This is a genomic window from Flavobacterium sp. (assembly GCF_039930565.1).
Lineage (GTDB): Bacteria > Bacteroidota > Bacteroidia > Flavobacteriales > Flavobacteriaceae > Flavobacterium.
In genome coordinates, this window is sequence record NZ_JBDTTP010000001.1 from 1 (window position 1) to 25,146 (window position 25,146).

Consider the following 25,146-nt stretch of genomic DNA (forward strand, 5'->3'; position numbering starts at 1 on the left):
GACTTTTGGTGTTTTCGCTATAGCCTACTTTTTCACCATTTACCCAAATATACATGGCAGATGTACCTGCTTCAAAATGAAGAAAAACATGTCGGTTTTTCCAGTTTTCTGGCAGTACAAAATCTTTTTTATAAGATCCAACCGGATTGTCCCAATGATTTATAAACGGCGGATTTTTTTCGAAAGGATACGTAATATTGGTATAAATTGGAACTCCGTAACCGTTCAATTCCCAATTGGAAGGCACCTGAAGTTCGTTCCAATGTAAAGTACTGAAATCCGTTTTATAAAAATCCTTTGGACGCTGGTCTGGCGTTGGCGACCAGGAAAATTTCCATTTACCGTTTAGCGAAAAATACCAAGGTGAATTTTCATATTGATCCCTTATTGCAGAAGTTTCATCTGCATAAGGAAGAAAAGCAGCGCGAGCCGGTTCTCTGTTAATCTGAAATACAAGTGGATTTTCCCAATCGTTACGATCTTTTTCCTGCGCCGAAACAGCAATACCGCAAAGCATCAGAAGGCTTAGTAAAAGTATTTTGTTTTTGATTTTCTGCATTTATTTTTGGTTAAGATAGCTGGCAATTATTTTTCTAATACATGGAAACATAGTTTGGTTTTTTCTCAAAAGGCGTTTCACTTATTACAAAAACACATAACTATGTGTGAGAAACTAGTTTCTTTTAATAATCTTTTTATGCTCAAAAGAAAATCTATGTTTCTATGTGTTTATATAACTTTTTTAAAACTTCAATTTCTCTGGTAAATATTTAGCCACTAATTCTTTGTAATACGGAAGCAATGCTTTTACATCTGGCTTAACCGGAGCTTTGGTGTATAAATCGTACGGATTAAATTTTCTTACCCAGTCAAACATTTCTATGTCTTTTTGATTCATCAAATGAGCATAAGCATTTTCTTTATGCTGTGAATAAAAGGAATGATAACGAATCATGTATAAAGCCGGATCCGGAAGATAATCTTTCATAATCTGGTATAAATATTCATCATGACCCCAGCTCATTTTTACGTTATCCAGTCCGCAGTTTTCTGTATAAACTCCGAATTTTGTATTGAATCTTTCGTCGGTGTAATCTGGATTTTCTTTAAAAAATTCTGAATAAACAATTTTATCTGAATACGCACAGCCCACTGGAAATGTATCGCCCACAACTGCCCATTGCGGCTCTCCAAACAAACATAAAATTTTACCTAAATCATGAATAAAACCCGTTAAAACAAACCAATCTGGATGACCGTCTGCTCTAATGGCTTCAGAAGTCTGCAAAAGATGCTGTGTTTGATCTAAGTCAATATCCGGGTCGCTGTCGTCTACAAGTGTGTTCAAAAAATCAACAGCTTCCCAGATTGACATTTCTTTTTTATTAAATTGTAGAAACTCCTGTTCTTTACTGGTTACAAAATCATAGGTTTGATATGTATGATTTATTCTATAAAACTCCTTAACGGTTTCTACTCTTTCTGAATCGACATAATTTCTAAATTCTTCTTTTTGTTTTTCTGGTGCACTCTCTGAAGGATCAGGATATCGCAATAACAAATCATCTTCCCATTCATCTAAATTATTCAAAGGATTGTCTGTATCTATATGCTTTTTCATAATGCTCAAAAGTTAAAAGTTATTAATACAAAAATAGAATTACCTATACCGTTCAAAATGGATTAATACATCAAAAACATGGATAATTTTGATTTTCGCAGGATTTTTGTAGGTTTTTTACTTTTCATTAAAGCTGTTTTTATTTAATTTAGTATCCTATTCAACCATAGCACAAGGTTCAAACATTGGGCTATGGTCGTCAAAATAATTCGTGTAGATTCGTGCAATTAGTGGCGAAAGAAAAAACCCTTTTAATAAACGTATAAAAACTAATTAATCAGCTTACTTGGCGGAAAACCAAATTGTTTTTTAAAGCATCGGCTGAAATATAAAGGGTCATTAAAGCCGATAAGATTGGTTACTTCTGAAACATTGTACTTTTTAGATTTGAGCAGTTCCGCCGATTTTTTTAAACGAATAGTTCTAATAAATTCATTTGGAGCCAAATCTGTCAATTCTTTGATTTTTCTATATAATTTTGAAGAACTTACGCCTAATTTATCACAAAGAAAATCTGTAGAAAGATCTAATTCACCTAAATTATCATTGATTAAATTGGTTACCTTTTGCATAAATTCTTCATCAATTGGAGAATGCGTCAGCATACTTATTTTACCCTCTACTTCTCCAGAGAATTTCTGTTTGAGTTCTAATCTCGATTTTGTAATATTTTCGATAACCGTTTTTAGCAATAAAGGTTCAAAAGGTTTCACCAGATAGCCATCTGCACCGATATCATAACCTTTTACTTTATCGGTATTTTCGGCAAGTGCGGTTAACATTACAACCGGAATATGGCTAATGAATTCATCGTTTTTAAGTTCACGGCAAAATTCAATTCCATCCATTACAGGCATCATGACATCGGTAACGCATAAAATAGGTTTAATTTGACGGCAGATTTTCAAACCTTCCTCACCATTTTCGGCATCATAGACTTTGTAATAATCAGATAAATAATCAACTAGATATTTTCTAAGTTCACTATTATCTTCAATTACTAATATTTTCTCTTTAAGATCTGTGTTTTGAATGATTTTCTTTGCTGCTTTTTCTGGAATAAGCATACTTAGATTGTCATTTTTAAGTGCATATTCAAACACTTCTTTATGCTCGTAAGATGTACGGTCAATTGGAATTTCGACTCTAAATATACTTCCTTTTCCTGGTGTACTCTCAACGGCAATAATTCCTTTGTGAATTGCGACTAAAGATTTTACCAGTGATAAACCAATACCAGATCCTGTATTATTTGCCTTACTATTTGTAGCCTGATAAAAACGTTTGAAGATTTTATCCTGACTTTTTAACGGAATACCAATTCCGTCATCGCTTACTTCGATCACCAAAATATCTTCAACTTTATCTTTCAGCCTGATATACAAATCGACATTACCGTTTTTATTGGTAAATTTTAAGGCATTTGACAAGAGGTTGTACAAAATTTTATCGTACTTATCATTGTCAAGCCAGCCGTTTATTTCATCATCCTCAGTAATAAAGCTGAGCTTAATCTTTTTATTATAAGCCATTTCCTTAAAGGAATCAAAAATATTTTTAGAGTAAACCAATACATCTGTTTTAGTCACTTTTAATTTTAATTCGCCCGATTGTGCTTTTCTAAAATCTAATACCTGATTGACCAAATTAAGTAATCTGCTTGCGTTTTGATAAATCAGATTGTATCTGCTTTTTTCATAATCGGTTGCATTACTGCTTTCATCTAACAACTGTTTTGCCGGTCCTAAAATGAGTGTTAACGGCGTTCTTAATTCATGCGAAATATTCGTAAAAAAACGTAATTTTTCATTGTTTAACTTAACGTCATGCTCTCTGTTTACTTTCTCTGTAAGCAATTCTTGTTTTAAACGAATACGGTTTTTTATTTCTTTTCTAATTAAATAAAATACTCCAAATAAAAGAGCAAAAAACAATAAAAACGACGTTGGTGTCAGCCAGAAAGGCGGTAGGATTTTTATTTTATACGAAACCGTTTTACTCCAATATCCGTCGCTGTTGCTTGATCTGATTTTAAATACATAATTACCAGGGTAAAGATTGGTGTACTGCACTGTTCTAGAAGTACTAGTAGTCGTAATCCATTGTTTATCAAACCCTTCTAAAATATATTGAAACTTATTCAACTTTTCGTTAGCAAAAGACGGAGCAGAAAACTGAATTGAAAAATTACGGTTTTTATGCGTAAGTTCTATTTCACTTCCATAATTTAAATCTTTTAAAAGCGGAATTTCTCCATTGATTTCCATTTCCGGAAATACTTCTTCATTCTGAATTTTAAATTCGGAAACAACAGGCAATGGCGACCATTTATTTTTTTTCATTGCTGGAGGCGAAAAAGAAATAATACCATTTTTACCTCCCAGAAAAATATTAGAATTATTAAAATAAAAAAAGCCGCTCGAACTAAAAACATCCAATCTGTTACCACTATTTACATGATAAATACTGATATCTCTCAGATTCGATTTAACAAAAGCAATATTATTGTTGTTGATATTCAACCATAAATTTCCATTTATATCAGACAAAATATCAGTTATCCATTTACCGGAAAGCTCTTTAAGCTTTTTTACAGGTTCAAATTCATTCTTTTTTTCATTGTATAAACAAAGTCCAGAACGTGTTGATGCCCAAATCTTACCTTTCACATCTACTAAAACATCGCTGACATTTTCGTCATGAGGCACGCCTTTTTCTTTGATAAAAAGCGACGAAAAGGTTTCTATTTTTCCAGAAGGAATGTTGTATTTTACAACTCCGGTTTCAGTCGCAAACCAAACATTTTTTTTAGCATCTCTATCAATCGCATTTATTTGAAAATCGGGTAAAAATTTACCATTTGATTTCTCTACTTGCAAAGTTTTAGTATTCAAAATCACCGCACCTTCTCCAAAAGAACCAACAATCATAGCATCGTCATCAATCTTCATAAAAGCAAAAACGGGCGATTTTTCAAATCCCGCCTGTATTTCTCTGGATGTATTTGTCCGGTAGTTATAGACTAATATACCGCCATCCCAAAGACCGCAGTAAAAAATATTCCCATCATCAGAATAAATGCTGGCAATGTCTTTTCCTGTATTGTGTAAAGGTGTTGAGCCTTTTGCAGTAGAAATAAAAAGTCCGTTATGATAGGTTGCTACAATTACCTTTTCGTCATACGTTTTAGCAAAACCTCTAATGCGCGGCGCCTGATTACCAATAGAACGGGATATATCTTTATTTAAAGTAAACTGATTTTCATAAGGATCGTACTTATCCAATCCATCTTCTGTTCCAATCCATAAAACTCCTGCAGCATCAAAATATAGTGCTGAAATTAAATTATCTACAAGCGAAGTATCATCTGATAAAATAGAATAATACCATTTATAACTTCCTTTTTGAATGTCTTCTAATTGATCACAAACCAGTAATCCGCCTAAAGTTCCCACCCAATATTTACCATCGGGAGCATGGGCAACCGATAAAAAATACGGACCTAAAGCTCCTCTAATCTGCTTGTTTTCTATGTGTAAATTGACAAATTGATTCGTTGTTTTATCTAATTTGTATAAACCTTCACGGGTTCCGACAAAAATATCCGATTTGGCATCTTCATAAATAAAGTTGATGTATGGATTTTTTATGCTGGAATACGGAACAGAAAGTGTATAATTGTTAATTTGTACAATTACTCCTTTTGCATCCATAGTAATTTTTGCTACAGCTGATTTTTCATAACTTCCAACCCAGACATTGCCTTTTTTATCTTCAAAAATTTCTTTTACATAATCAAAACCTTTAAGCTGAATTTTTTCGAATCGATTTTCATTCAAAGAGAATAAATACACTCCTTTTGTTTTGGTACCCACCCACACTCTTTTAAACTTGTCTACATAAACTGATCTCACCTCATCATCAGGCAGACTGTTTGGATCCTCTTTTTTATGAAAAAAAGTGGTGAATGTATGCGTGTCCATTTTGAAAAGCGTCAATCCTTTTCGAGTACCAATCCATAAGTGATTGGATTCTTCATCCAACTTTAGGGCGGTTATGTCGTCATTATACAATTTATTCTTTCCAGGAGTAGAACTCATGTAATTTTTGAATTGATAACCATCAAAACGATTTAATCCGGAGAACGTTCCAAACCACATGAAACCTTTTTTATCCTGCACAATATGCCGAACCGAATTATGAGATAAGCCGTTATTGTCATTATAATGCGTGAATTTTATATTCTGCGAATGAGAATAATAAAAAATGACTAAACAAAGGGATAATATAAAAGGATTCTGTTTCATAAAAATGAATTATAAATGCAATGTACTATTTTTTGCCCCAATAAGCGATGAAGTTCTTTAAGGGGTAATTCTGTTAATCTGATTCGTTTTTAAATTAATTTTAAAATGATCTGCAGGCTGGCTGTTCATAGTTTTCAAAAATATCCTTGACCATAAAACGAATTGCGCATCATTTGATTTTTCTAACTGTTCACAAACTATTTGGTATTGCTTGAGCCTTGCGGTTCCTATTTCAGGTTTGGCCAGTTCGTCTGCATTTTTTAAGCGGTAAAAATCAAATATCATATCAAAACCTGTCCATGTATCAAAATCTTTTTTCGTAAAAAACTCAGCAGACATATTTGCTTCAACTTCTTTATTGTTTTTATTTATATATAATAAATCTGTGCCGGAAAGATGTACAATAGCTTTTAAAAATGCGACCGGAAAATCTTCAGGCAAAAACCGCAGACGGACTAATTCTTTTAAATGCCATTCTGTAAAATCTTTATAATCCCTGGCTCTTAGTATATCTTTGTTCCAGATTTCCTGACTTTTACTATTTTGCAGATGGGTATATTCCTGATTATAAAAAGGAAACAGGCTGTCGAATTTAGAAACCTTTCCAATCACTACAGTTTCAACTTCAATTTGATCATTTGAATGGATAGTCAGTATTTTATAAGCCGGCAAATAAGCTGCCAGAGAGGGCGTCTGAATATTAAACAAAGTGTTTCCTTTTGCGGTTTTCCGGATTCCTGTATCGTTTATGTGCATGTGTCCGCCAAAATGAATCTGAATTCCCGCATCTGCAAATTGTTCAGCGACCTCTTCGTTGGGAACTCTCTGCAATTGCATTTTATCAGCGCCAAACAGCAGTTTTAATTCCACAGATGCATTATCATTAAAATCAACCATAGGATAATGGCTGAAGGCAATCAAGATTTTTCCTTTTTTTCTCGCTTCTGCCGAAACTTTCTTCACCCATTCTATCAAATGTTTTTTGTAAATCAGTACATTATTATACCCAATATTTGCTCCCGAAAAATCATGCGGATCGTTTGGTAAGCCTGATAATTTTTGATTGGGAACATAGGCATTAGCATCTATTGCCAAAAGCCATAAACCTCTTACCGGTTCAACCAGATAACTGGCATCCGGCAGAACTAGATTTGTGTTTTTAACCTGATAGGTTCTTTTTTCTAATGTCGATTCTTTCAGGGCTTCATCAAAATCATAGCCTTCATAATCATAACTGGAAAAAGGAGTTTCCCAATACAAATCATTTTTCTTTGGAAAAAATCCAAAACCGGACATTTCCTGTAACGTTTCCTTATATCCCCAGTTTTTGATATCGGATGTGATGATGGGTTTTAATTGATTTTCATGTTGAGTCACATTATTTTCAGAACTGCTGATAATTTGTTCTTTGCCCTCTTTTCCTAAAAAATCAGTTTTAGCGGCATCCTGTGCAAATGGTCTTACAACATCATGATTTCCGGTTATTACAAAAAATGACATGCCGTATTTTTTGGAGTACTGATCTAATATTCTCCTCAATCCGCGTACATGAACCGGCTGTCCGTCATCGCTAAAATCACCCGGAAGCACAACTTGTTTGATGCCTCTTTTTGCAATGTCATTTAAGGCTTCTAAAAAAGCAAAATAATTCTCGTTGAAAATTCGGGTCGAATGTAATTGTGAATTCATAGTCCGGATATTGGCATATTCGCCGCTTACCGGATTTTGAATTCCCTGATAGTCATTATCCTGAAATTTCGCAAAAATATCCTGCAAATGAACATCGGCAATAAAAGCAATTTGTACCGCATTCTTTTTTTCTGACTGTTTGGTTTTACAGGCATATAAAGAAAGTAACAGCAATATGATTCCGGATATCCTTAACATATAATTTACTTAATATCCATTTTATGTTCTAACAACTGATCTTCCAATAGGGATAAAATTACATCCTTAAAGATAATTTGTTTGTGCTTTTCTATAGGGAAAACAATTTTATCCATTTTTACATTTTGAGCATCATCAAATACAAATGCAGGTCTGAAGTCGGAATCATCCAGTGTCAGTTTGATGTTTTTAAAAATTATTCCGTTAACGTGCCTTATGTAAAAACCATAAGCCGGCAGTTCGCCAAACATAGAAAATTCAGGATAGTCCTTTGCAGTTTCCGGTACCTGAGCCAATCGGTTTAGTGGAACATAAGCCATTCCTTTTGAAGCTCTTCCCGGATAATTGATCTCAATATTTTCAAGAACCACATTTTCAACAGCATAACCTTTTAAACCCACTATTGAAGACGGAAATGGATTATGGAAAAAATCTACTTCCGGTCCTCTTAAATCATAATTACTGTCTGGTCGGTCAAACGGAACCTGCACTTTTATGTTTTTGATACTAACATTTTTTATGCTTCCGGGTTTGTCACCGCTTCTGTTTCCTAAACGGATAAAAATCGCATTTCCGGTATTTACGGCAAGTATGTTTGAAACATCAATATTTTCTATAACAGCACCATCAACAGATTCGATGGCAATTGCTGAACGAAATGTATCATAGACTTTTATATCTTTAATAATGATATTTTTGAACCCTCCAAAAGAGGCTGTCCCAAATTTTATTGCAGAAGCACTGGATCTTATGGTGCAATTGGCTATATAAACGGAATCATTATAATTTCCCGGATAATATGATTTTAAACAAATACCATCATCCGCAGCATTTATATCGCAATTGATAACTTTAACATTTTTACAATCTGTAATATCTATTCCGTCGTTGTTCCAATAAGAACGATTTACTATAGTTAGGTTGTTGAGGGTTAGATTGGTACATAATTCAAATGATAATCCCCAACAGGACGATTCTCCTGCCTTTAAGCCTTCTACTACAACTGTATTACATTGAGAAAAGCGGAATAATTTTGGTCTCATGGTTTCATTTGGCCTATTCCTGCGAAGAGTATATTTTGGATCTACAGTACTACCGGCATGATGCAGGCTGTCAATATTTAAAGCCAGTTGTAATCCCTGCCCATCAATTGTACCTTTTCCTTTAAGTGCAATGTTATTTGCTTTATGTGCTAAAATTAAAGCCATTTGCGAATTGTCATCTTTTTTTGGAGAATCCGGTCTTCCTTCAAAAGCCATATTTATGTAATCTTTCGGATTTGTACTGCCCAGCAATACGGCTCCTTCTTCAAAAAATAAGGTTACATTACTTTTTAAAATAATACTTCCGGATAAAAATCTGCCTTTAGGAAAAACTACACGGCCTCCTTTATTTTTAAAAGCATCATCAATTGCTTTTTGGATAGCGATCGTGTTAAGGGTTTTCCCATCTGCTTTTGAAGCATAATCGGTGATTAGAAATTCTTTTTGAGACTGGGTTATTTTTTGTGCCTGACATTTAAAACCAATTGAAAAAAGGCTTAAAAACAAGGCAATAAAAAACAGTTTTAGTTTAATTTTTGACATTTTATTTTTTTTAAAATCAACAAACGCCTATCCAACTAAAACTGTTCTTATTTGGTATAAAATTCAGATAATCTTACTTTTTTATGTAAGCTTCTAATTTATCCAAAGTATTCAGCTCCTGTTCTCTGGCACTTGAAGATATAATTTTTGTTTCTAAATGTTTAGTTGGTTTAGAGATTAGCAAATACTGAGTTCCATCGTCATCCGTTTTTACATAATCCTTAGGATTGTACAGTATGGCAGCACCAATTTCTACAATTTCAGCAGCTACATCTTCAGGGTGTTTCCCCCATACTGCAATGTAGTTAGCTCCTTTTTTAGTTTGGAAATCTTTAAAATAATTGACTCCTGTAACAAATTGTACTTTTTCTCCATTTAAACTTAATGCCTCCACTTTAGCTTCTCTTTTTCCGGAAAATACGGTAACGCGAATTAAAATATCTACATTTTTTCCTTTGTAAGGCACTCCCTTGGAAATCATTTCCATCCACGAAGTGGTATCTGTTTTACCAACACGTGCCAAACGGTTCGTTACCGGATTTAATGGAACTACTTTTTCTCCGTCCCAAAGCTTTACACCTCCTAAACCACTAGTTGCCGCTACTTTATAATAATCAGCTCCCCATCCTTCTTTTTGCTGTTCCGGGGTAGGGTACCATTGTGCTTTTTTTAGCTCTAAACCTGGTTTTGCCTTAGAATATACATCGATTGCAGCCTTATCACTAAAATAGATTCTCAATGCCATCCATTCGTTTTCTACTGCAGGTCCGTGATGCCCGATTGTTTTGTATAAATCTCCGGATTCTGATCCGATGTCCGTTAAATACGTTATTTTTTCAGACTTCATATACAAACTTGTGTCGGTGTTATTTTGTCCAAAACAAATACAGCAAAATAGCAGAGCAGTTATAAGTGATAATTTCATAAGTACAATTATTATAGATTAGTTTAATTCTCGTAAAATTAAAAGAACCTTTTAAAAATGCACGCACAAATCTGTGATATTATCAAGAAATTATCATTTTGCGCTAAAAGGGAGTAAATCCTCTTATATATACATGCTTTCCATTGTACTCAGACCTCTCTATGTTATAGCTTCTGATGTACTTCTTAAGTTTAAACTATAAGAATTACTTATCTGTTATTTTTATCAGTGTCCAATTGATGCCTAACGGGTTTTTAGTTATTTTAAAGATTAAAGGAAATTCCTGATTTTTTACGATCCACATTTCGGTTTGGTCAATCTCTGCAATTACAGGTACTGTTTCAACTGGTTTTCCTTCTATGAGAAAGTTATTTTCATCTTGACTTTTGTTTAAAACATAAGTAGTGTTGTTATAGATAAACCGGTTGTTTTTTACCAGATCCTGATATGCAGATCTCGAAATCATAAAAAAAGTTTCATTCGGTTTCAATTTCAAAATATTCGAATATTCGCCTTGGTTATAACTTAGTGCGTTGCCGTTTTTTAATGCTTCCGGCAGTGTTATAATAGTGCTTTTTACACCTCTTGTGTCGAGATTCAAGTGGAGAGTGTCGCTGACTATTTTAGCTTTTAATTGCAACGTTCTTGTTTGACCATGCAACTTGCAGATGTAATTTAATTCGGTATTGTTTTTAATTGATGGAACGTAGTTTTGAGATATTCCCATTTGACTTATCGCACAAAAAAGAATGACTAAAATTGTATTTTTCATCTGCTGCATATTTTATTTTGTTGGTGGTAAAATTGTCGTTCCCCAAGCGGAAGGCTTTGAATCCATTTCAAAAATTAATTCTCCTCCGTTTGCAATATCATCATGTAAAATCCATGCTTTGTTATAGGGTTTTCCGTTTAATAAAGCGGTTCTTATGTATTTGTTTTTATCACTCATTTTATTTGAAGTAATCTTAAAAGACTTCCCGTTTTCTAACTTTAAAATGGTTTCTTTAATCAACGGTGTATTCAACAAATAATACGGCTGCCCGGCATTTGGGTATAATCCCATCATATGGAACGACAGCCATGAAGACATAGCACCAGAATCGTCGTTGCCCGGCAATCCTTCTCTTGAAGTATTAAAATTATTTTTAATAATTTTTCTAATTCTGTCACTGCTTAAAGATGGTTTTCCAATCCAGTGATACAAGCAGGGCGTTAAAAATGAAGGTTCATTGGCAACATTATACAAATCGGTATCAAAAAAGGTATTTAATCTGGTTTCAAAAGCTTTTTCACCACCCGATTTACGAACCAATTCGGGAACGTCATGCGGAATACTCAAAGAATATTCCCAAGAATTTCCTTCGTAAAAAAATACGCACCAATGGCAGACATACCAAGGCGATTCGATAATTACAGGCGTATATTTAAAAGTAGGTTTCTGGATTTTTGATTCTCCAAACACAACATCATCCAGCCATTTTCCGTCTTTGTCTTTTGGCATAATAAAGCCTTTTGCTCCATTATTTTCATAATCAGAACGCCATAGATTCTGCCAGCTGTCGGCTTGTTTAATGTATTGATTGTATATTGCTGTTTTTCCTAAACCTTTGGCAACGATTGCAATATTATAATCGTTATACGAATAATCAATTGTTCGGTTTCCTGCCCGGTCTGTACCGTATGGAACGTATCCTAATTTCAGATAATCCATCAGTCCGCCCCTTCCCTCTTTTTCTTCATTTCCTCCAGGCGCAACGGTTGCGTCTTTCAGCATGGCCTCTAAAGCAAATTCGTAATCGATGCCTTTTAAGTTTTTTACAAAAGCATCTGCTAAAACAACCTCAGCATTAGAACCGCCCTGTGTTCTTCCGTTGTCATTACCGCTTCTTCCTTCGGGTAGAAAACCTTCGCGCCTGTAAATATTCAGCATCGCGTTAATAATTTCAACTTTACGTTTCGAATCTATAATTGTTATTAATGGGCTTGATGTTCTAAATGTATCCCAAATGGTATAAAAATCATCGTAATATGGTGCATTGTCTGTCCATAAAGGATTTTCACCAGTTCGGTCTACAGGCATAATCATGGTGTGATACAAACCTGTGTAGAACATTTTTTTATAATCGGATGAAGTATCATCAGATAATTTAATTCTGCTTAATAAATCTTCCCATTTATTTTCTAAAGTGGCTAAAACGGTATTAAAATCCCAATGCGGAATTTCAATTTCTATGTTGTTCTTTGCTTTTAATTCACTTAAAAAAGAGATTCCAATTTTGACATTTAATTCTTCTTTTCCCGTATTTCCAAAAGAAAGTAAAGCTGCTGTTTTTTTTCCTGAATCAAATTGTGCTGATTGGTCCGTATAAAATTTTCCGTCTTTAAAAGTCACAGCTTTTTCAATCGGCTGGTCAAAGACTGCCCAGAAATAAACCGTGTATGCGCGTCCGTTATTCCATCCGCCTCTTATTCTGCTGTAACCCCTGACTTCTGTGTCTGAAACAATTTCGATTTGAGAACCTACAAACTGCTGCGCTTCTCTTGCATCTGGAATTTTATCTTCTCCAAGAAAAAATCCTGGGTCAATTTTTAATTCTTTAGATTTATTTTTTGGATACGTGATGCGGTAAAAAGAAACTTTCTGGCCCGTTGTAATTTCTGTCTTTATCTGATTTTCTTTAAAAACAGTTTCATAATAGCCCAGTTTTACATTTTCTTCAGCTCTAAATGACGTTTGGTCTACTTTATCTAAAGTTCCTGAAAAAGGCATTATCTGAATGTTTCCGTATTTGGGTCCGCCGCCTGTTCCGCTCACATGAACCTGGCTGAATCCCGTTACTTCTTTCGGCATTGGAAGCCAACCGCTGTTTGGACTTACTGTACAATCGGGGCTTGGTTTTACCATACCGTACGGACAGGATGGGCCAATAAAAACTCTTCCCACACCTTCTGAACCAATCATTGGATCTACATAAGTATGAACTTGCTTTTGGGCATTAACTTTTGTACTAATAAATAACGATGATATCCCAAAAAGAATGATAAACTTGACTGGTACTTTCATTTTTGTATTATTTCTTTACTATTTGGCTTTGTGTCTTTTTTAATGTTTTTGCAATTCAAATATTAAGGATTTGGTTTATCCGACATTTCTAAAATTAGCTGGCCTCCATTAGTAATATCTTGGTGCGAAAGGCTAAAATTTTGTACTGCTTTATTGTTGTACTTTATCTCTTTTATGTAAACATTTTGAGTGTTGTTATTCTCTGCTTTAATTACAAATGTTTTACCTGTGTAATATTTCGGATTTAAATCAATTGAGATTTTATTGAATGCGGGACTTCCTATTTGATAAACGGCATCTTTGTCTGTTCCTCCCTTCATTTGAAATAAACCTATCTTAAGTAATACATTCAAACTTCCCATTAATCCTTGATCTTCATCTCCGTTATAACCCGTTGCCGGAGATAATCCGCTGAAGGTTTCTTTTACTACATTTCTGGTCCAATACTGTGTTAAATCTGGTCTTCCTAAAACTGCGAAAATATTTGAAGTCTGCATAGAAGGCTGATTTCCAAAATTTACGGGAATTCTACTAGACTCTGGGTGTAATTCTGCATCATGCGATGTACCAGAGGTATAATTTAATTTTTTAGCGGCTTCAAATTGAGTATTTAATTTTGCAATTGCCTTTTCTTTTCCTCCCATTAAATCAGCCAAGCCTTCAATATCATGCGGCACAAACCATGTTGATTGTGCTGCATTGGATTCTATAAATCCATTTTCATATTCATACGGATCAAAATTTTCACGCCATTTTCCTTCTACATTTTTTGGACGCATCCAGCCGGTTATTTTATCAAAAACATTTTGATAGTTTTTAGAGCGGTTTATAAAATAATTGTAATCTTCTTTATGACCTAATTTATTGGCCAGTTGTGCCAGAGTCCAATCCTGATAAGCATATTCTAAAGTCTGGCTCGCACCATCCTGATGACTTCCAAAATCTCCATCCGGAAGCGGGTACGGAACATATCCCTTATCCATATAATATTTTAATCCTCCTCCGCTATCTGTATTATGTTCATATCCTGCTTTTCCCATGATACCATTGATCATGTGATTCTTTTTAAGGGCAATGTAAATCGATTCTAAATCCTCTTTTACAATTCCTTTTTGAATTGCTGTAACAATAAAAGGTGTAGTTGATGCACCTGTCATGACATAGGTATCATTTCCTCCGGAAGGTCCGCGCGGAATCATACCGCTGTCTTTATAATACTGCATCAACGAATGTACAAATTCTTCCATTATTTCAGGATATGCAAGTCCCCAGAGTGTATTTATTGTCCATTGTGCTCCCCAAAAAGCATCTGAATTGTAATGATTGAATTTTGGTTTTCCGTTTACGTCTAAAGGCAATTGTCCAATCCTGAATGTTTCTCCCGTATTATCAGGATATGCACCATTTGCATCACTAATCATTTTTCGTCCCTGCAAAGCGTGCCAAAGATCCGTATAAAATCGTCTTTGATCGGTTTCAGTTCCGCCTTCTATTTTAATTCTGCTTAGTAAATTATTCCATTCATTTCTTGAGTCGGTAACTACCTTATCAAAATCCCACTTTGGTAATTCTTTTTCAATATTAATGGAAGCATTTTCAACCGAAGTATAAGAAATTCCAGCTTTCATTAGTATTTTTTTATTTGATTTTCCAAAATTGACCAAATAATTGCCTGTAGTGGTATTTCGCTCTATCGAGGTAATAGGCTCATTAAATTTAATTTTAAAAAAAACGGTTAAGGGTTTAGGACGTCTAAAATTGGTACTTAAAACTAATGACCCTGAGAGTTCATAAGCATTGTTTTTTTCTAATTTTCCGTTGGTATTATTACAAGGACCTAAAATCGTATTTAAATTAAACAGGATTGCTTTTTCAGCAGAATTTGGAAACGTATATCTATGAAAACCGACTCTTTGTGTGCTTGTTAATTCTGCGGTTATCTGATATCTGTCTAACTTTACAGAATGATAACCCGGTTTTATTTTTTCTGTCTGATGACTGAATTTAGAATAAAAATCGGTAAAAATATTTTGTTTGTTTTTTGATGCAAGCGTAACAGGCATTACAGAGACACCGGACAATTGCCATTCATGAATATGACTAAAGCCTTTTATTGTGTCTGTGCTATATTTATAACCTCCTCCCCAATCACCATTAATCTGGGTATCGGGACTTAAATTTACCATTCCGAATGGACGGCTTGCGGAAGAAAAGAAAAACCATCTTGAATTTTCAGTGTCCAGCAAAGGATAAACCATATCTGCTGCCTGTTTGTTGTTGGCAGAAATATTTTTTTGAACTTTGCATGACACTAAGAAAACAAGAATCAAACTTATTCCGATACGCCCAATTTTATAAAATTTATTTAATTTCATTTATCGTCTTTCTATTACCAGAACAACTTATTTATTTTATACTGAATGATTTTAATAACCGATTAATTTTAAAATCATTATTGAAGAATTACCTGAGAATATATTTTTGTGCAATTCTCAGGAAAATTCAATCAATAATAGGTTTGCATAATGCACTCATATTTTAAGTGTTTTTTTGCATTAGATTCTTATTACAGTGGGGTAAAAAGTTTCTATAGTAAAAAGTAAAATGTGCAGTTTTCCGGATCTTTTAAAATAACCTCTTAATAAAAAGGGAGAAGAAAAAATTCCTCTCCCTTTAAATCAAACTAACTACACTTATTTTAATACATTTATTTTATTGAGGATATCCATCATTTTGAGTTAACGCTGGATTTAAAACCCTTGCATTTGTTGGAATTGGGAAAACACGACGATAAGTATCGGCATTGGTTTTGTATCCCCATTGTCCTTCATATTTACCAAAACGGATCATATCGTTTCTATGCCATGCTTCCTGAGCAAATTCACGGCTTCTCTCTTTGTAAAGATCTTCTAAAGTTACACTTGTCCATGCTGCAGATGTTGTACGGTTTGAACGAACCATATTGGTAAGCGAAACAGCAGTTTGTCCTAACGTTTCATTACCTCCACGAAGAATAGCTTCTGCTTTCATCAAAATTACATCCGAATAACGTAAAAATGGTACATCATTATTTTGATTTCGGTTAGTTGAAGTCTTATCAGGAAAAAATTTAATATTTCTGTATCCCATATTCCATGCAATTTCATCATTTCCTAAGTCAAATAATTCTGTACTTTGGCGAAGAATAATATCTGGTGTTAAATTTACCTGATAGGTGTAAGCTGCACTTCCATCAGCACCCGTATAAAATTGGTCATAACCTTTTTTTGTTGTCGTAACCATTACCGGTGTAACACCATCATTCATAAACTGTAAACCAGTTAACCATTGATTATTACGAATGTCATTAGGATCATTAAAATTAGCATAAAATTCAGGTATCGTACTTCTCGGTGCGCTTGGCGTAAAAGCAAGGCCAAATTTAGCTCTTTCGGAACGTGGGACATCATAACGTGAATGATACATCTGTCCGTTGTAACCAACTGTAACAGCTGAAGCATCGTAAGGAACGGCAAAAATAAATTCTTTCATTGCCGGACCATTAGTTGGATAAAACATCTGAAGATAAGTAGCCCTTGGCTCAATGTTATATAATCCTGAACCTATTACCTGATCACAGGCTGCAATACAATCATTATAACGTTCCGTTCCTGTATAAACCTGCGCATTTAAATATAATTTTGCAAGCAGTGCGTTTGCAGTCTGCTTGTTGGGTCTTCCGTAAGTTGTGATTCCGGAAGCTGCATTTAAATTAGGAATGGCTTTCATTAATTCTTTTTCAATAAAATTGAAAACTTCTGTTCTGCTTGATTTAGTATGAGCACTGAAATCTCCATAAACAGTATCTAATGGTACTGCTCCATAACTGTCCATCAACATGAAATAAGAAATAGCACGCATTGTTTTTAATTCTGAAATAAGTGTTGCTTTCTCTGTTCCTTCCGGCATTGCCTTATTTAAAATTGAAACAGCCTGATTGCTCGTCCCTATAACTTTAGATGACCAGTCCCAAAGACTTCCTATAATACCATTATCTGGAGTCCAGTCATGATAATGCATCGAAATATAGTTTCTGTTATCAAACCAGTTACCTCCTCTGGAAGGCATAATAGATTCATCTGTGGATAATGATTGCGTCCACCACCAGGCAAATGAAAATTCACCCCGGAAAGCGGAATAAACAGGTCCGGCAGTCTGAATGTACTGTGTTGAATTTTGAGGAAACACATCTGGTGTAAGTTGCGTAGTAATAGGCACATCCAGATCTTCGCAAGACCAGAATAAACCAACCAAAAGTACTGGAAGTCCTAAATATTTGAATATATTTTTCATAATTTTTATAATTTAATTTTTAGAATATCACGTTTAAACCAAACATAAAAGTTCTGGTTTTTGGATAGAAGTTATTAGAATCTACACCAGGTGCTGTTCCCCCTTGTTCTATTTCCGGATCAATTCCTGAATATTTGGTAATAACAAACAAATTATTTATTGTTTGATACAGACGCACACTTTGGATAAATTTACTCACTTTGCCAAAATTATAGCCCAAAGTCATATTATCTAATCTAAGATAGCTTCCATCTTCTATGAAACGTGAAGAATATTTGTAAGCATTAAGGTCGTTTGGAGATTCATCTCCTGCATCAACTAAAATATTAGTAGTCATTGCTGTACTTGGTCTGAATAAATCAGCACGTGTAGCGTTGAAGATTTTATTACCAAAAACCCCTCTGAAGAAAATACTCAAATCGAATTTCTTGTATTGAAAATTATTTCCCCAGCCTAATAATACTTTTGGCTGTGCACTTCCTGCATAATGATAATCAACACCAATTAATGGAGTTGTAGTTAAGCTACCATCTTTAGCAACATATTGCGAAACACCAGCTGAGTTTTTTCCTGCATATAAAAGTGTAAAGAATTGGCCAAGAGGTTTTCCTTCTTTAAATATTTGTAAAGTACTTCCGGTTTGTCCTCCGCTGTCAGGCTGTACTCTTCGTATTGAATCACCCCCAATAAAAAACGGATTCGTTAATTTAACAATCTCATTTTTATTACTTGCAAAATTCAAATTGGTTGACCATGTAAAATTGGCTGTTTTAACAGGAGTTGCACCTAAACTTACCTCAATACCTTTATTAGACATTATTCCTCCGTTTGCTACAATTGTTCCTACTGGTACAAGCACAGGATTTACAGCATAATTAAAAATCATGTCAGTTGTTTTCTTTTCATACAAATCAACAGAACCTGTTATTTTTCCGTTTAATAAGGCAAAATCAACTCCAATATTTGCGGTAGCCGTTTTTTCCCATTTCAAATCCGGGTTAGCTGCCTGATTAGGACCATAAGCACCTATTTGTTGACCGTTGGAATAAAAAGTTCCTAGACTTCCAGAGATAAACTGAGCTGTGTACGCATTAAATCCTGAAGAGTTTCCTGTAACTCCATAACTTCCACGGAATTTTAAGTCACTAAAAAGTTTTTGATCCTGCATAAAGTTTTCTTTGTCAACTCTCCATGCAGCTCCCACAGATGGGAAGTATCCCCAACGGTTATTTGCTCCAAATACAGAACCTCCATCTCTTCTAATGGTTCCTTGCAAAAGGTATTTGTCCTGATAATTATAGTTTAAACGGGCAAATTCACCAATTAAACGTGTTTTTTGATAGGCTTTGTTATCTCCAAAATTTACAACATACCCATTTACCGATGTATAATTACTTAAAGCAAGATTATTATATCCTACATTATCTACGGGAAAATTTGTAGCTGTTGCCTGAAATCCGTCTCCCAATGTATTTTCCTGCCATGAATATCCTAAAACAGCTTTTATTTTATGAACTCCCAATGTTTTGTCCCAGGTTAAGAAACTCTCAATAATATTATTGGTGTTTTCATACGTATTTCTCAATGCAGAACCGTTCACACCAAAATTGATTAATATTTTATTTAGAGGTGGATCTGGATTATTGTAGAAATTGGCACTATTATATTTCGAATAATAACTATCATAAAACTCACCATGTGATGCAGTTAGCTTTTGGTGTGCGATGTTTAAGTTATACGTAAATCCAAAAGGAAGTTTTACTTCTGCAGTAAGGTTACCTACAAGATTATTTGTTTTTGTTTCGTCTGTTCCGTGATCAATCAATGCTACAGGATTAAAATATCCGGTACTAACAAAGTTTTCGAAAAAAGATCCGTCTGCATTTCTTACCGGAGAAACCGGAAGATAACTTGCTGCCTGCAAAAGTACCGTATTTCGTTGTGGAACATTTATATATTTACTACTAGAGTTCGTCACATTCAAGCCAAATTTAACTTTATCATCAAAAGCAAATTGTTCAACTGATAATCGGGCTATAACACGAGAAAAATCACTTTTCAAAAGAACCCCTTCTTTATTAAGAGAAGTAATGCTTGCTGTATAATTTCCATGTTCACTACCACCACTCATAGATAAGTTATGGCTGCTTGATTTTGCTTTTTCTGATCTTAAAATTTCTTTCTGCCAGTTTGTATTGGCCCCCTTGTCATTTTCAGGAGTAAAGTTCAGATTGTTTTTGGTAGTAAATGCTCTCAGCTGACTAGCATTCATCATGTCAAGTTGATTCGAAACTTCTTCCCATCCCACATAACCGTTGTATGCTATTTGGGTTTTGTCTTTACTTCCTTTTTTTGTAGTAACCATTATTACACCATTTGCGGCACGATTACCATAAATTGCAGTTGCTGCAGCATCTTTTAATACATCAATAGTTGCAATATCATCAGGCGAAATTATCGAAATATCAACTCCCGGAACACCATCTACAACATAAAATGGACCTTGAGAACTGTTTAATGTCGAAACTCCACGTAAAACTACTGAAGCTGATCTTGTAGGATCTCCGCTTGATGAAATATTAAGTCCTGAAACCTTACCTTGCAACAATTGCCCAACATCACTTATAGCTCCTCTATTTAATTCGTCACTTTTAATAGAAGTTATAGATGTGGTAAGATTTTTACGGGATCCTTTTCCGTAACCTACCACTACCACTTGTTCTAAAGCGTTAGTAGCAGAAGCCAGTCTAATTGTCAAATTTGTTTTTGCTCCGTCTAATTTGACAGTCTGATCTGTAAATCCAAGAAAGGATACAAGAAGCACCGCATTAGGATTGGAAACAGTCAATTTGAATTTACCGTCAAAATCTGTGACTACACTTTTAGTAGTACCTTTTTCAAGAATATTAGCCGCAGGAAGAGGTAAATTCTTGTCATCTAAAATGACACCGGACACTTCTGTTTTTTGTGCCCATGAATTAATGGATAGGCCTAGAAAAAAGGCCAACAATAAGAGTTTAAGTTTTTCCATGTTTTATTAGTTATATGGTTAATAGTTGAAGACGAAATTAATCGTAAAAAAATGTTAAGAAATGGACAAGTTGTTCATAAACATGGATGATTCCAGCAAAATCAATGATAGCAAGGCTTAAAAGAATATTTATATCTCTGTATTATACTAAAAATCTTCTTAAAACTTCCATCTCACGAAAGCTTCCATCGCTGCATAAGTTGCTAAACCTAATTGTTGATACAAAGCTGCTGTTTCGTGGTTTCTGTCTTCGGCTCTCTGCCAAAATTCTCTGGCATCTGTTCCCTGAAAAACAACACCGTCTTTTTGAGATTGGTGTTTGAAAATTCCGTGACGTTTTGCTAAAACCTGATCCGGGCTCATTGGTACAGCCATTTCGACTTCGTCAATTCCCCATTCCTGCCAGGCACCACGGTACAACCATAACCAGCAATCATCCATAAATGATTTTGGTTTTAAAATTTTTACCGCTTCAAAAATCGCATCCAGACAAACCTTATGCGTTCCGTGTGGATCTGCTAAATCTCCCGCTGCATAAATTTGGTGTGGCTTAATTTTTTCAATCAAATCTACTGTCAATTGAATATCTTCCTGCCCGATTGGTTTTTTCTCAATGGTTCCTGTTTCATAAAATGGCAATTCCAAAAAATGAATCTGATTGTCTGTTAATCCAACAAAATGGCTTGTTGCTCTCGCCTCGCCTTTTCTGATTAATCCTTTTATAAAACGAACTTCTGGAATATCGATTTCACTGTTCTTTTTATTTTTTAAGAATGTAACCGCTTTTTCGTAAATCGCATCAGCCTCAGGGCTTTTGATTCTGAATTTTTCATTATAATCAATCACAAAACTTGCAAAACGCAACGCCTCATCATCGGCGACAGCGATATTTCCGGATGTCTGGTACGCTACATGCACTTCATGACCCTGCTCTTGCAGACGCATAAATGTTCCTCCCATACTAATGATATCATCATCTGGGTGAGGACTAAAAATCAACACACGTTTTTTTGCCGGTTCTGCTCTTTCAGGACGGTTAGCATCGTCTGCATTTGGTTTCCCGCCCGGCCAGCCTGTAATTGTATTTTGTAATTTATTAAAAATCTTAATATTGATGTCGTAAGCTGGGCCAGAATCTGCCAATAAATCGCTCATTCCGTTTTCGATATAATCGGCATCGGTAAGCATCAAAATCGGTTTTTTAAGATCTAATGCCAAACCTAAAACTGCTTTACGGGTCAATTTATCAGTCCAGGTTACTTTTTCAACCAACCAAGGTCTGTTGACTCTGGTTAGTTTTGAAGAAGCTTCTTTGTCCAAGACAAAAACAGCATTGTTGTGTTCCTGTAAATATGAAGCCGGAATCTGATTCGTTACTTCATCTTCTGCAGATTTCTTGATAACATTTGCTTTTCCTTCTCCCCAAGCCATCAATATAACTTGTTTGGCTTCCATGATTTTCTTTACTCCAAGCGTGATTGCTGTTCTTGGCGTATTATTTAAACCAAAAAAGTCTTTACTCGCTGCAACTCTGGTAATATGATCTAAAGCGACCAAACGAGTTTTAGAGTTTTGAAGCGAACCAGACTCATTAAAACCAATATGTCCGTTTCCTCCAATTCCTAAAATCTGCAAATCAATCCCGCCTAAAACTTCAATTTTGGCTTCATAATCGTGACAATAATCCGCAATTTGTTCTTTACTTAAAAGTCCGTCTGGAACGTGAGCATTTTCAGGTAAAATATCAATATGATCAAACAGCAATTCTTTCATAAAACGGACATAACTATTAATTGAGTTTGGTTCCATTGGATAATATTCATCCAAATTAAAACTGATTACGTTTTTAAAACTCAAACCTTCTTCTTTATGAAGACGTACCAATTCTGCATACAATCCTTTAGGAGACGAACCTGTTGCAAGGCCTAAAATACAGGGTTTGTTTTCTTTTTGTTTTGATTGAATTAAAACTGCAATTTGTTGAGCAACAGCTTTTGAAGCTTCGTTAGAATTTTCGAAAACTACTGTATTAATATTTTCAAATCGTTTTTCGAAGCCTGTTGCTTTGTCTATTTTACTTTTTAACATTATTTGTAATCTATTTATAAATTAATAATATACTACTGTATTTCTTTATTATCACACCATTTAATTTCCCAATTTTTAATTGATTCTCTTTCCTTCGTTTCATCAAATGAAATATTATTAACTGCTGCTTTTTTTAGAGCTTCTAAAAACATTTTCCATCTTGGCCAGTAAAAGCCTTTATACATTCCCTGCCAAGATCTTGAAGCATAATCGTTCAAATGACCTTCTCCGCCCCAAAGTGCAATTAATGTTTTTGCATTTTTTATGTACAACTTAGACACTTCTGGTGAACTTCCGTAATCTGAAGCCGATTTTACCCATTGATTGAGAGTGTTCAATGGTTGCCCTGACATCAGATTATCGATGTCTAAAGCTTGTTTTTCTATCTTTTTAAACAATTGATCTCCTTTTAAAAGGTCTTTTTGCTGATAAGCTTTTACACATTCGATCAAATTTTCATCAATACAAAGTGAATAATAATGTCTTGAAGCATCGATTAAATCGTACTGAATAAGATTCTTTTTATCATACTTTTTAGCTTCCTTAGTTAAAATATCTAAAGCTTCTTTCAATTTTTTCTTATCTCCAGGATTTCCTTTAAATTCTGTAATTGTTGCTGTTGGGCGTTTAAATAACAAATACGCTCCAGCCCTATCATTCCACCAGCGTGTTTGCCAGTATTTAATATTGTAAACAGATCCTAATAATAATTCCCATGCACGAAAAACAGATTTAGAAGTTGTTTGTCCGTATCTGGCATTTAAATATTTCGTTAGCCAATCGTTTACAGGCTGTTCACCTTGGCTCCACGGAAGATCATAAATGTATTCATAAACAATCGAATTATTATTTAGTCCTTCTGGCATTGCTCCATAACCCACCAAATTTCCTTTATTTGGATTTTTAAGCAAACTCGTCAATTCATTTTTATAGAAATTCAAATCTCCATAGACGGGATTCGATCCTCCATAGTTATGCACATAACCATAAGTCCATTGTTTACCATAAAAGGCTTCCTGATTTTCCCAAACTTTATATCTGTCATTGGCATAATCCTGAACCATTAATCTGTCATTGGGCACTTTGCTTAAAAATGCACTTGTAGCTTCTTTTGTCCAAAATTCTTTATTGTCTCCAAAAAGCCATCCCTGCATTACCCATACTGCACCGGGTGCTGCTTCATTAATAGTTTCATAAATAGCGTTTCCATAATTGGATAGTTCTTCATATTTATTGTTTTCAGAAACCGGAGGGGTAATTTCGTTAAAAGAATCTGCTAAATAGAAATTAGACTTCCCGTACATTTTGGTGTAAATTTCAATAAAACGCTTTCCTATTTCTTTAAATAAAGGATCTTTAGAGTCCAACAGAAAAGTACTTGCAAAACCGCCTCCAGACCACGATTTTAATTCGCTTATTTTAGCTTCTGGATGTTTTTCTGCAAAAGCTTTTGGTACATAACCACTAAAAGCGGGTACAACAGGATGCATGTCTAATGCTCTCATCCTTTCTAAGATTTTCTTTTGAAGTGCTTCTTTTTTAGTAAACCATTCCTGAGGCAAAGGGCCTTCAAGACTGTTGATGTTTCCCATACGCTGCCATGGCAAAAAAGCTGGTCCTGTAAAATGCGCTTCTAATTGATTATTTGTTAAACCATATTCTTTCCATAATTCCTGCCATGCAGCTTCCTGACCTTCCATTGCTGTAGGAAGATTGATTCCGTGCATTGCCATCCAGTCAATTTCTTTTTCCCAACGCTTCCAATCCCACCATGGTGTGGTATAACCAAATGTACAGGCATTTAAATACTCCCTGTATTGAAATGGTGTGGTTCGTTTTTTTGAGTATTTAGGCCACACTTTAGGAAGATTAATTCTGTTTCCTTCCCAACTTACTAAAACAGACCCAATATCTCTAAGAAAGATATAAGCCCCATAACAAATTGACGCATTCGATGTTCCTTTAATTTTTATTCTGTTTCCTGTTGTTTCCACCTCAAACGAGCCTGAACCAATCTGATCTTTATTTTCAATAATATATAAATCGAAATCTTTCGCACGACTACCAATAAGCCTTTCTAACACAGCTATGGAACTTTTTGTATTTTCCCCATTTTGACAATATCCTTTGGCTACTAGTAAAAATAACAGCACAAAAAAAAGGGCTACTGTTTTTAAGGGGTTACCATTTTTAATTTTAAAATTCTCTCTTTCCATATTAGTTGTACATCTATTAAATTATCTTCCTTTTTAGTCTAAACAAAAAACAAGGAATATTATTTTTTTATTAATATCCCAACAAACAA

General features: G+C 34.6%; 13 protein-coding genes. All 13 read right to left on the reverse strand.

Features of this window, described 5'->3' with window-relative positions; genetic code table 11:
• On the reverse strand, window positions 1-559 hold a 559-nt coding region (locus tag ABI657_RS00005; protein ID WP_348095173.1), incomplete at its 3' end, for a sugar-binding domain-containing protein.
• A 183-nt stretch (window positions 560-742) separates the two neighbouring features.
• Window positions 743-1,621 carry an inositol oxygenase family protein gene (locus ABI657_RS00010; RefSeq protein WP_348095174.1) on the reverse strand — a complete coding sequence of 293 codons (879 nt, stop codon included), beginning with the start codon at window positions 1,619-1,621 and terminating at the stop codon, window positions 743-745.
• Window positions 1,622-1,890: 269 nt separating this feature from the next.
• Complete coding sequence (locus tag ABI657_RS00015; RefSeq protein ID WP_348095175.1) at window positions 1,891-5,928, reverse strand: two-component regulator propeller domain-containing protein; 4,038 nt, start codon at window positions 5,926-5,928, stop codon at window positions 1,891-1,893.
• Between the two features lie 57 nt (window positions 5,929-5,985).
• Window positions 5,986-7,815, reverse strand: coding sequence for a metallophosphoesterase (locus ABI657_RS00020; RefSeq protein ID WP_348095176.1), 1,830 nt, complete (start codon window positions 7,813-7,815; stop codon window positions 5,986-5,988).
• A gap of 5 nt (window positions 7,816-7,820) precedes the next feature.
• Entirely contained in the window at window positions 7,821-9,401 is a 1,581-nt protein-coding gene (locus tag ABI657_RS00025) for a glycosyl hydrolase family 28 protein (protein ID WP_348095177.1), read from the reverse strand.
• A gap of 73 nt (window positions 9,402-9,474) precedes the next feature.
• Window positions 9,475-10,248: a DUF4861 family protein gene (locus ABI657_RS00030; protein ID WP_348095178.1), complete on the reverse strand. Its 774-nt coding sequence runs from the start codon at window positions 10,246-10,248 to the stop codon at window positions 9,475-9,477.
• A gap of 283 nt (window positions 10,249-10,531) precedes the next feature.
• Window positions 10,532-11,098: a hypothetical protein gene (locus ABI657_RS00035; RefSeq protein ID WP_348095179.1), complete on the reverse strand. Its 567-nt coding sequence runs from the start codon at window positions 11,096-11,098 to the stop codon at window positions 10,532-10,534.
• 12 nt (window positions 11,099-11,110) lie between these two features.
• Window positions 11,111-13,390: a GH92 family glycosyl hydrolase gene (locus ABI657_RS00040; RefSeq protein WP_348095180.1), complete on the reverse strand. Its 2,280-nt coding sequence runs from the start codon at window positions 13,388-13,390 to the stop codon at window positions 11,111-11,113.
• Between the two features lie 62 nt (window positions 13,391-13,452).
• Window positions 13,453-15,765 carry a GH92 family glycosyl hydrolase gene (locus ABI657_RS00045; protein WP_348095181.1) on the reverse strand — a complete coding sequence of 771 codons (2,313 nt, stop codon included), beginning with the start codon at window positions 15,763-15,765 and terminating at the stop codon, window positions 13,453-13,455.
• A gap of 337 nt (window positions 15,766-16,102) precedes the next feature.
• On the reverse strand, window positions 16,103-17,722 hold the full coding sequence (locus ABI657_RS00050; protein ID WP_348095182.1) for a RagB/SusD family nutrient uptake outer membrane protein: 1,620 nt from the start codon (window positions 17,720-17,722) through the stop codon (window positions 16,103-16,105).
• Window positions 17,723-17,741: 19 nt separating this feature from the next.
• Window positions 17,742-20,753, reverse strand: a complete 3,012-nt coding sequence (locus tag ABI657_RS00055; RefSeq protein ID WP_348095183.1) for a TonB-dependent receptor — start codon at window positions 20,751-20,753, stop codon at window positions 17,742-17,744.
• A 159-nt stretch (window positions 20,754-20,912) separates the two neighbouring features.
• The gene (gene nagB / locus ABI657_RS00060; RefSeq protein WP_348095184.1) at window positions 20,913-22,841 is read right to left on the reverse strand and encodes a glucosamine-6-phosphate deaminase; all 1,929 of its coding nucleotides are present in this window, start codon (window positions 22,839-22,841) and stop codon (window positions 20,913-20,915) included.
• A 32-nt stretch (window positions 22,842-22,873) separates the two neighbouring features.
• Window positions 22,874-25,057 (reverse strand): alpha-N-acetylglucosaminidase, encoded by a 2,184-nt coding sequence (locus tag ABI657_RS00065; RefSeq protein ID WP_348095185.1) that lies wholly within the window; start codon window positions 25,055-25,057, stop codon window positions 22,874-22,876.
• Window positions 25,058-25,146: the final 89 nt, after the last annotated feature.

Bases quoted from the DNA above. Each gene is read 5' to 3' on its own strand.
- ABI657_RS00010 (WP_348095174.1), bottom strand. From the start codon at position 1,621: ATGAAAAAGCATATAGATACAGACAATCCTTTGAATAATTTAGATGAA.
- ABI657_RS00015 (WP_348095175.1), bottom strand. From the start codon at position 5,928: ATGAAACAGAATCCTTTTATATTATCCCTTTGTTTAGTCATTTTTTAT.
- ABI657_RS00020 (WP_348095176.1), bottom strand. From the start codon at position 7,815: ATGTTAAGGATATCCGGAATCATATTGCTGTTACTTTCTTTATATGCC.
- ABI657_RS00025 (WP_348095177.1), bottom strand. From the start codon at position 9,401: ATGTCAAAAATTAAACTAAAACTGTTTTTTATTGCCTTGTTTTTAAGC.
- ABI657_RS00030 (WP_348095178.1), bottom strand. From the start codon at position 10,248: ATGAAGTCTGAAAAAATAACGTATTTAACGGACATCGGATCAGAATCC.
- ABI657_RS00035 (WP_348095179.1), bottom strand. From the start codon at position 11,098: ATGAAAAATACAATTTTAGTCATTCTTTTTTGTGCGATAAGTCAAATG.
- ABI657_RS00040 (WP_348095180.1), bottom strand. From the start codon at position 13,390: ATGAAAGTACCAGTCAAGTTTATCATTCTTTTTGGGATATCATCGTTA.
- ABI657_RS00045 (WP_348095181.1), bottom strand. From the start codon at position 15,765: ATGAAATTAAATAAATTTTATAAAATTGGGCGTATCGGAATAAGTTTG.
- ABI657_RS00050 (WP_348095182.1), bottom strand. From the start codon at position 17,722: ATGAAAAATATATTCAAATATTTAGGACTTCCAGTACTTTTGGTTGGT.
- ABI657_RS00055 (WP_348095183.1), bottom strand. From the start codon at position 20,753: ATGGAAAAACTTAAACTCTTATTGTTGGCCTTTTTTCTAGGCCTATCC.
- nagB (WP_348095184.1), bottom strand. From the start codon at position 22,841: ATGTTAAAAAGTAAAATAGACAAAGCAACAGGCTTCGAAAAACGATTT.
- ABI657_RS00065 (WP_348095185.1), bottom strand. From the start codon at position 25,057: ATGGAAAGAGAGAATTTTAAAATTAAAAATGGTAACCCCTTAAAAACA.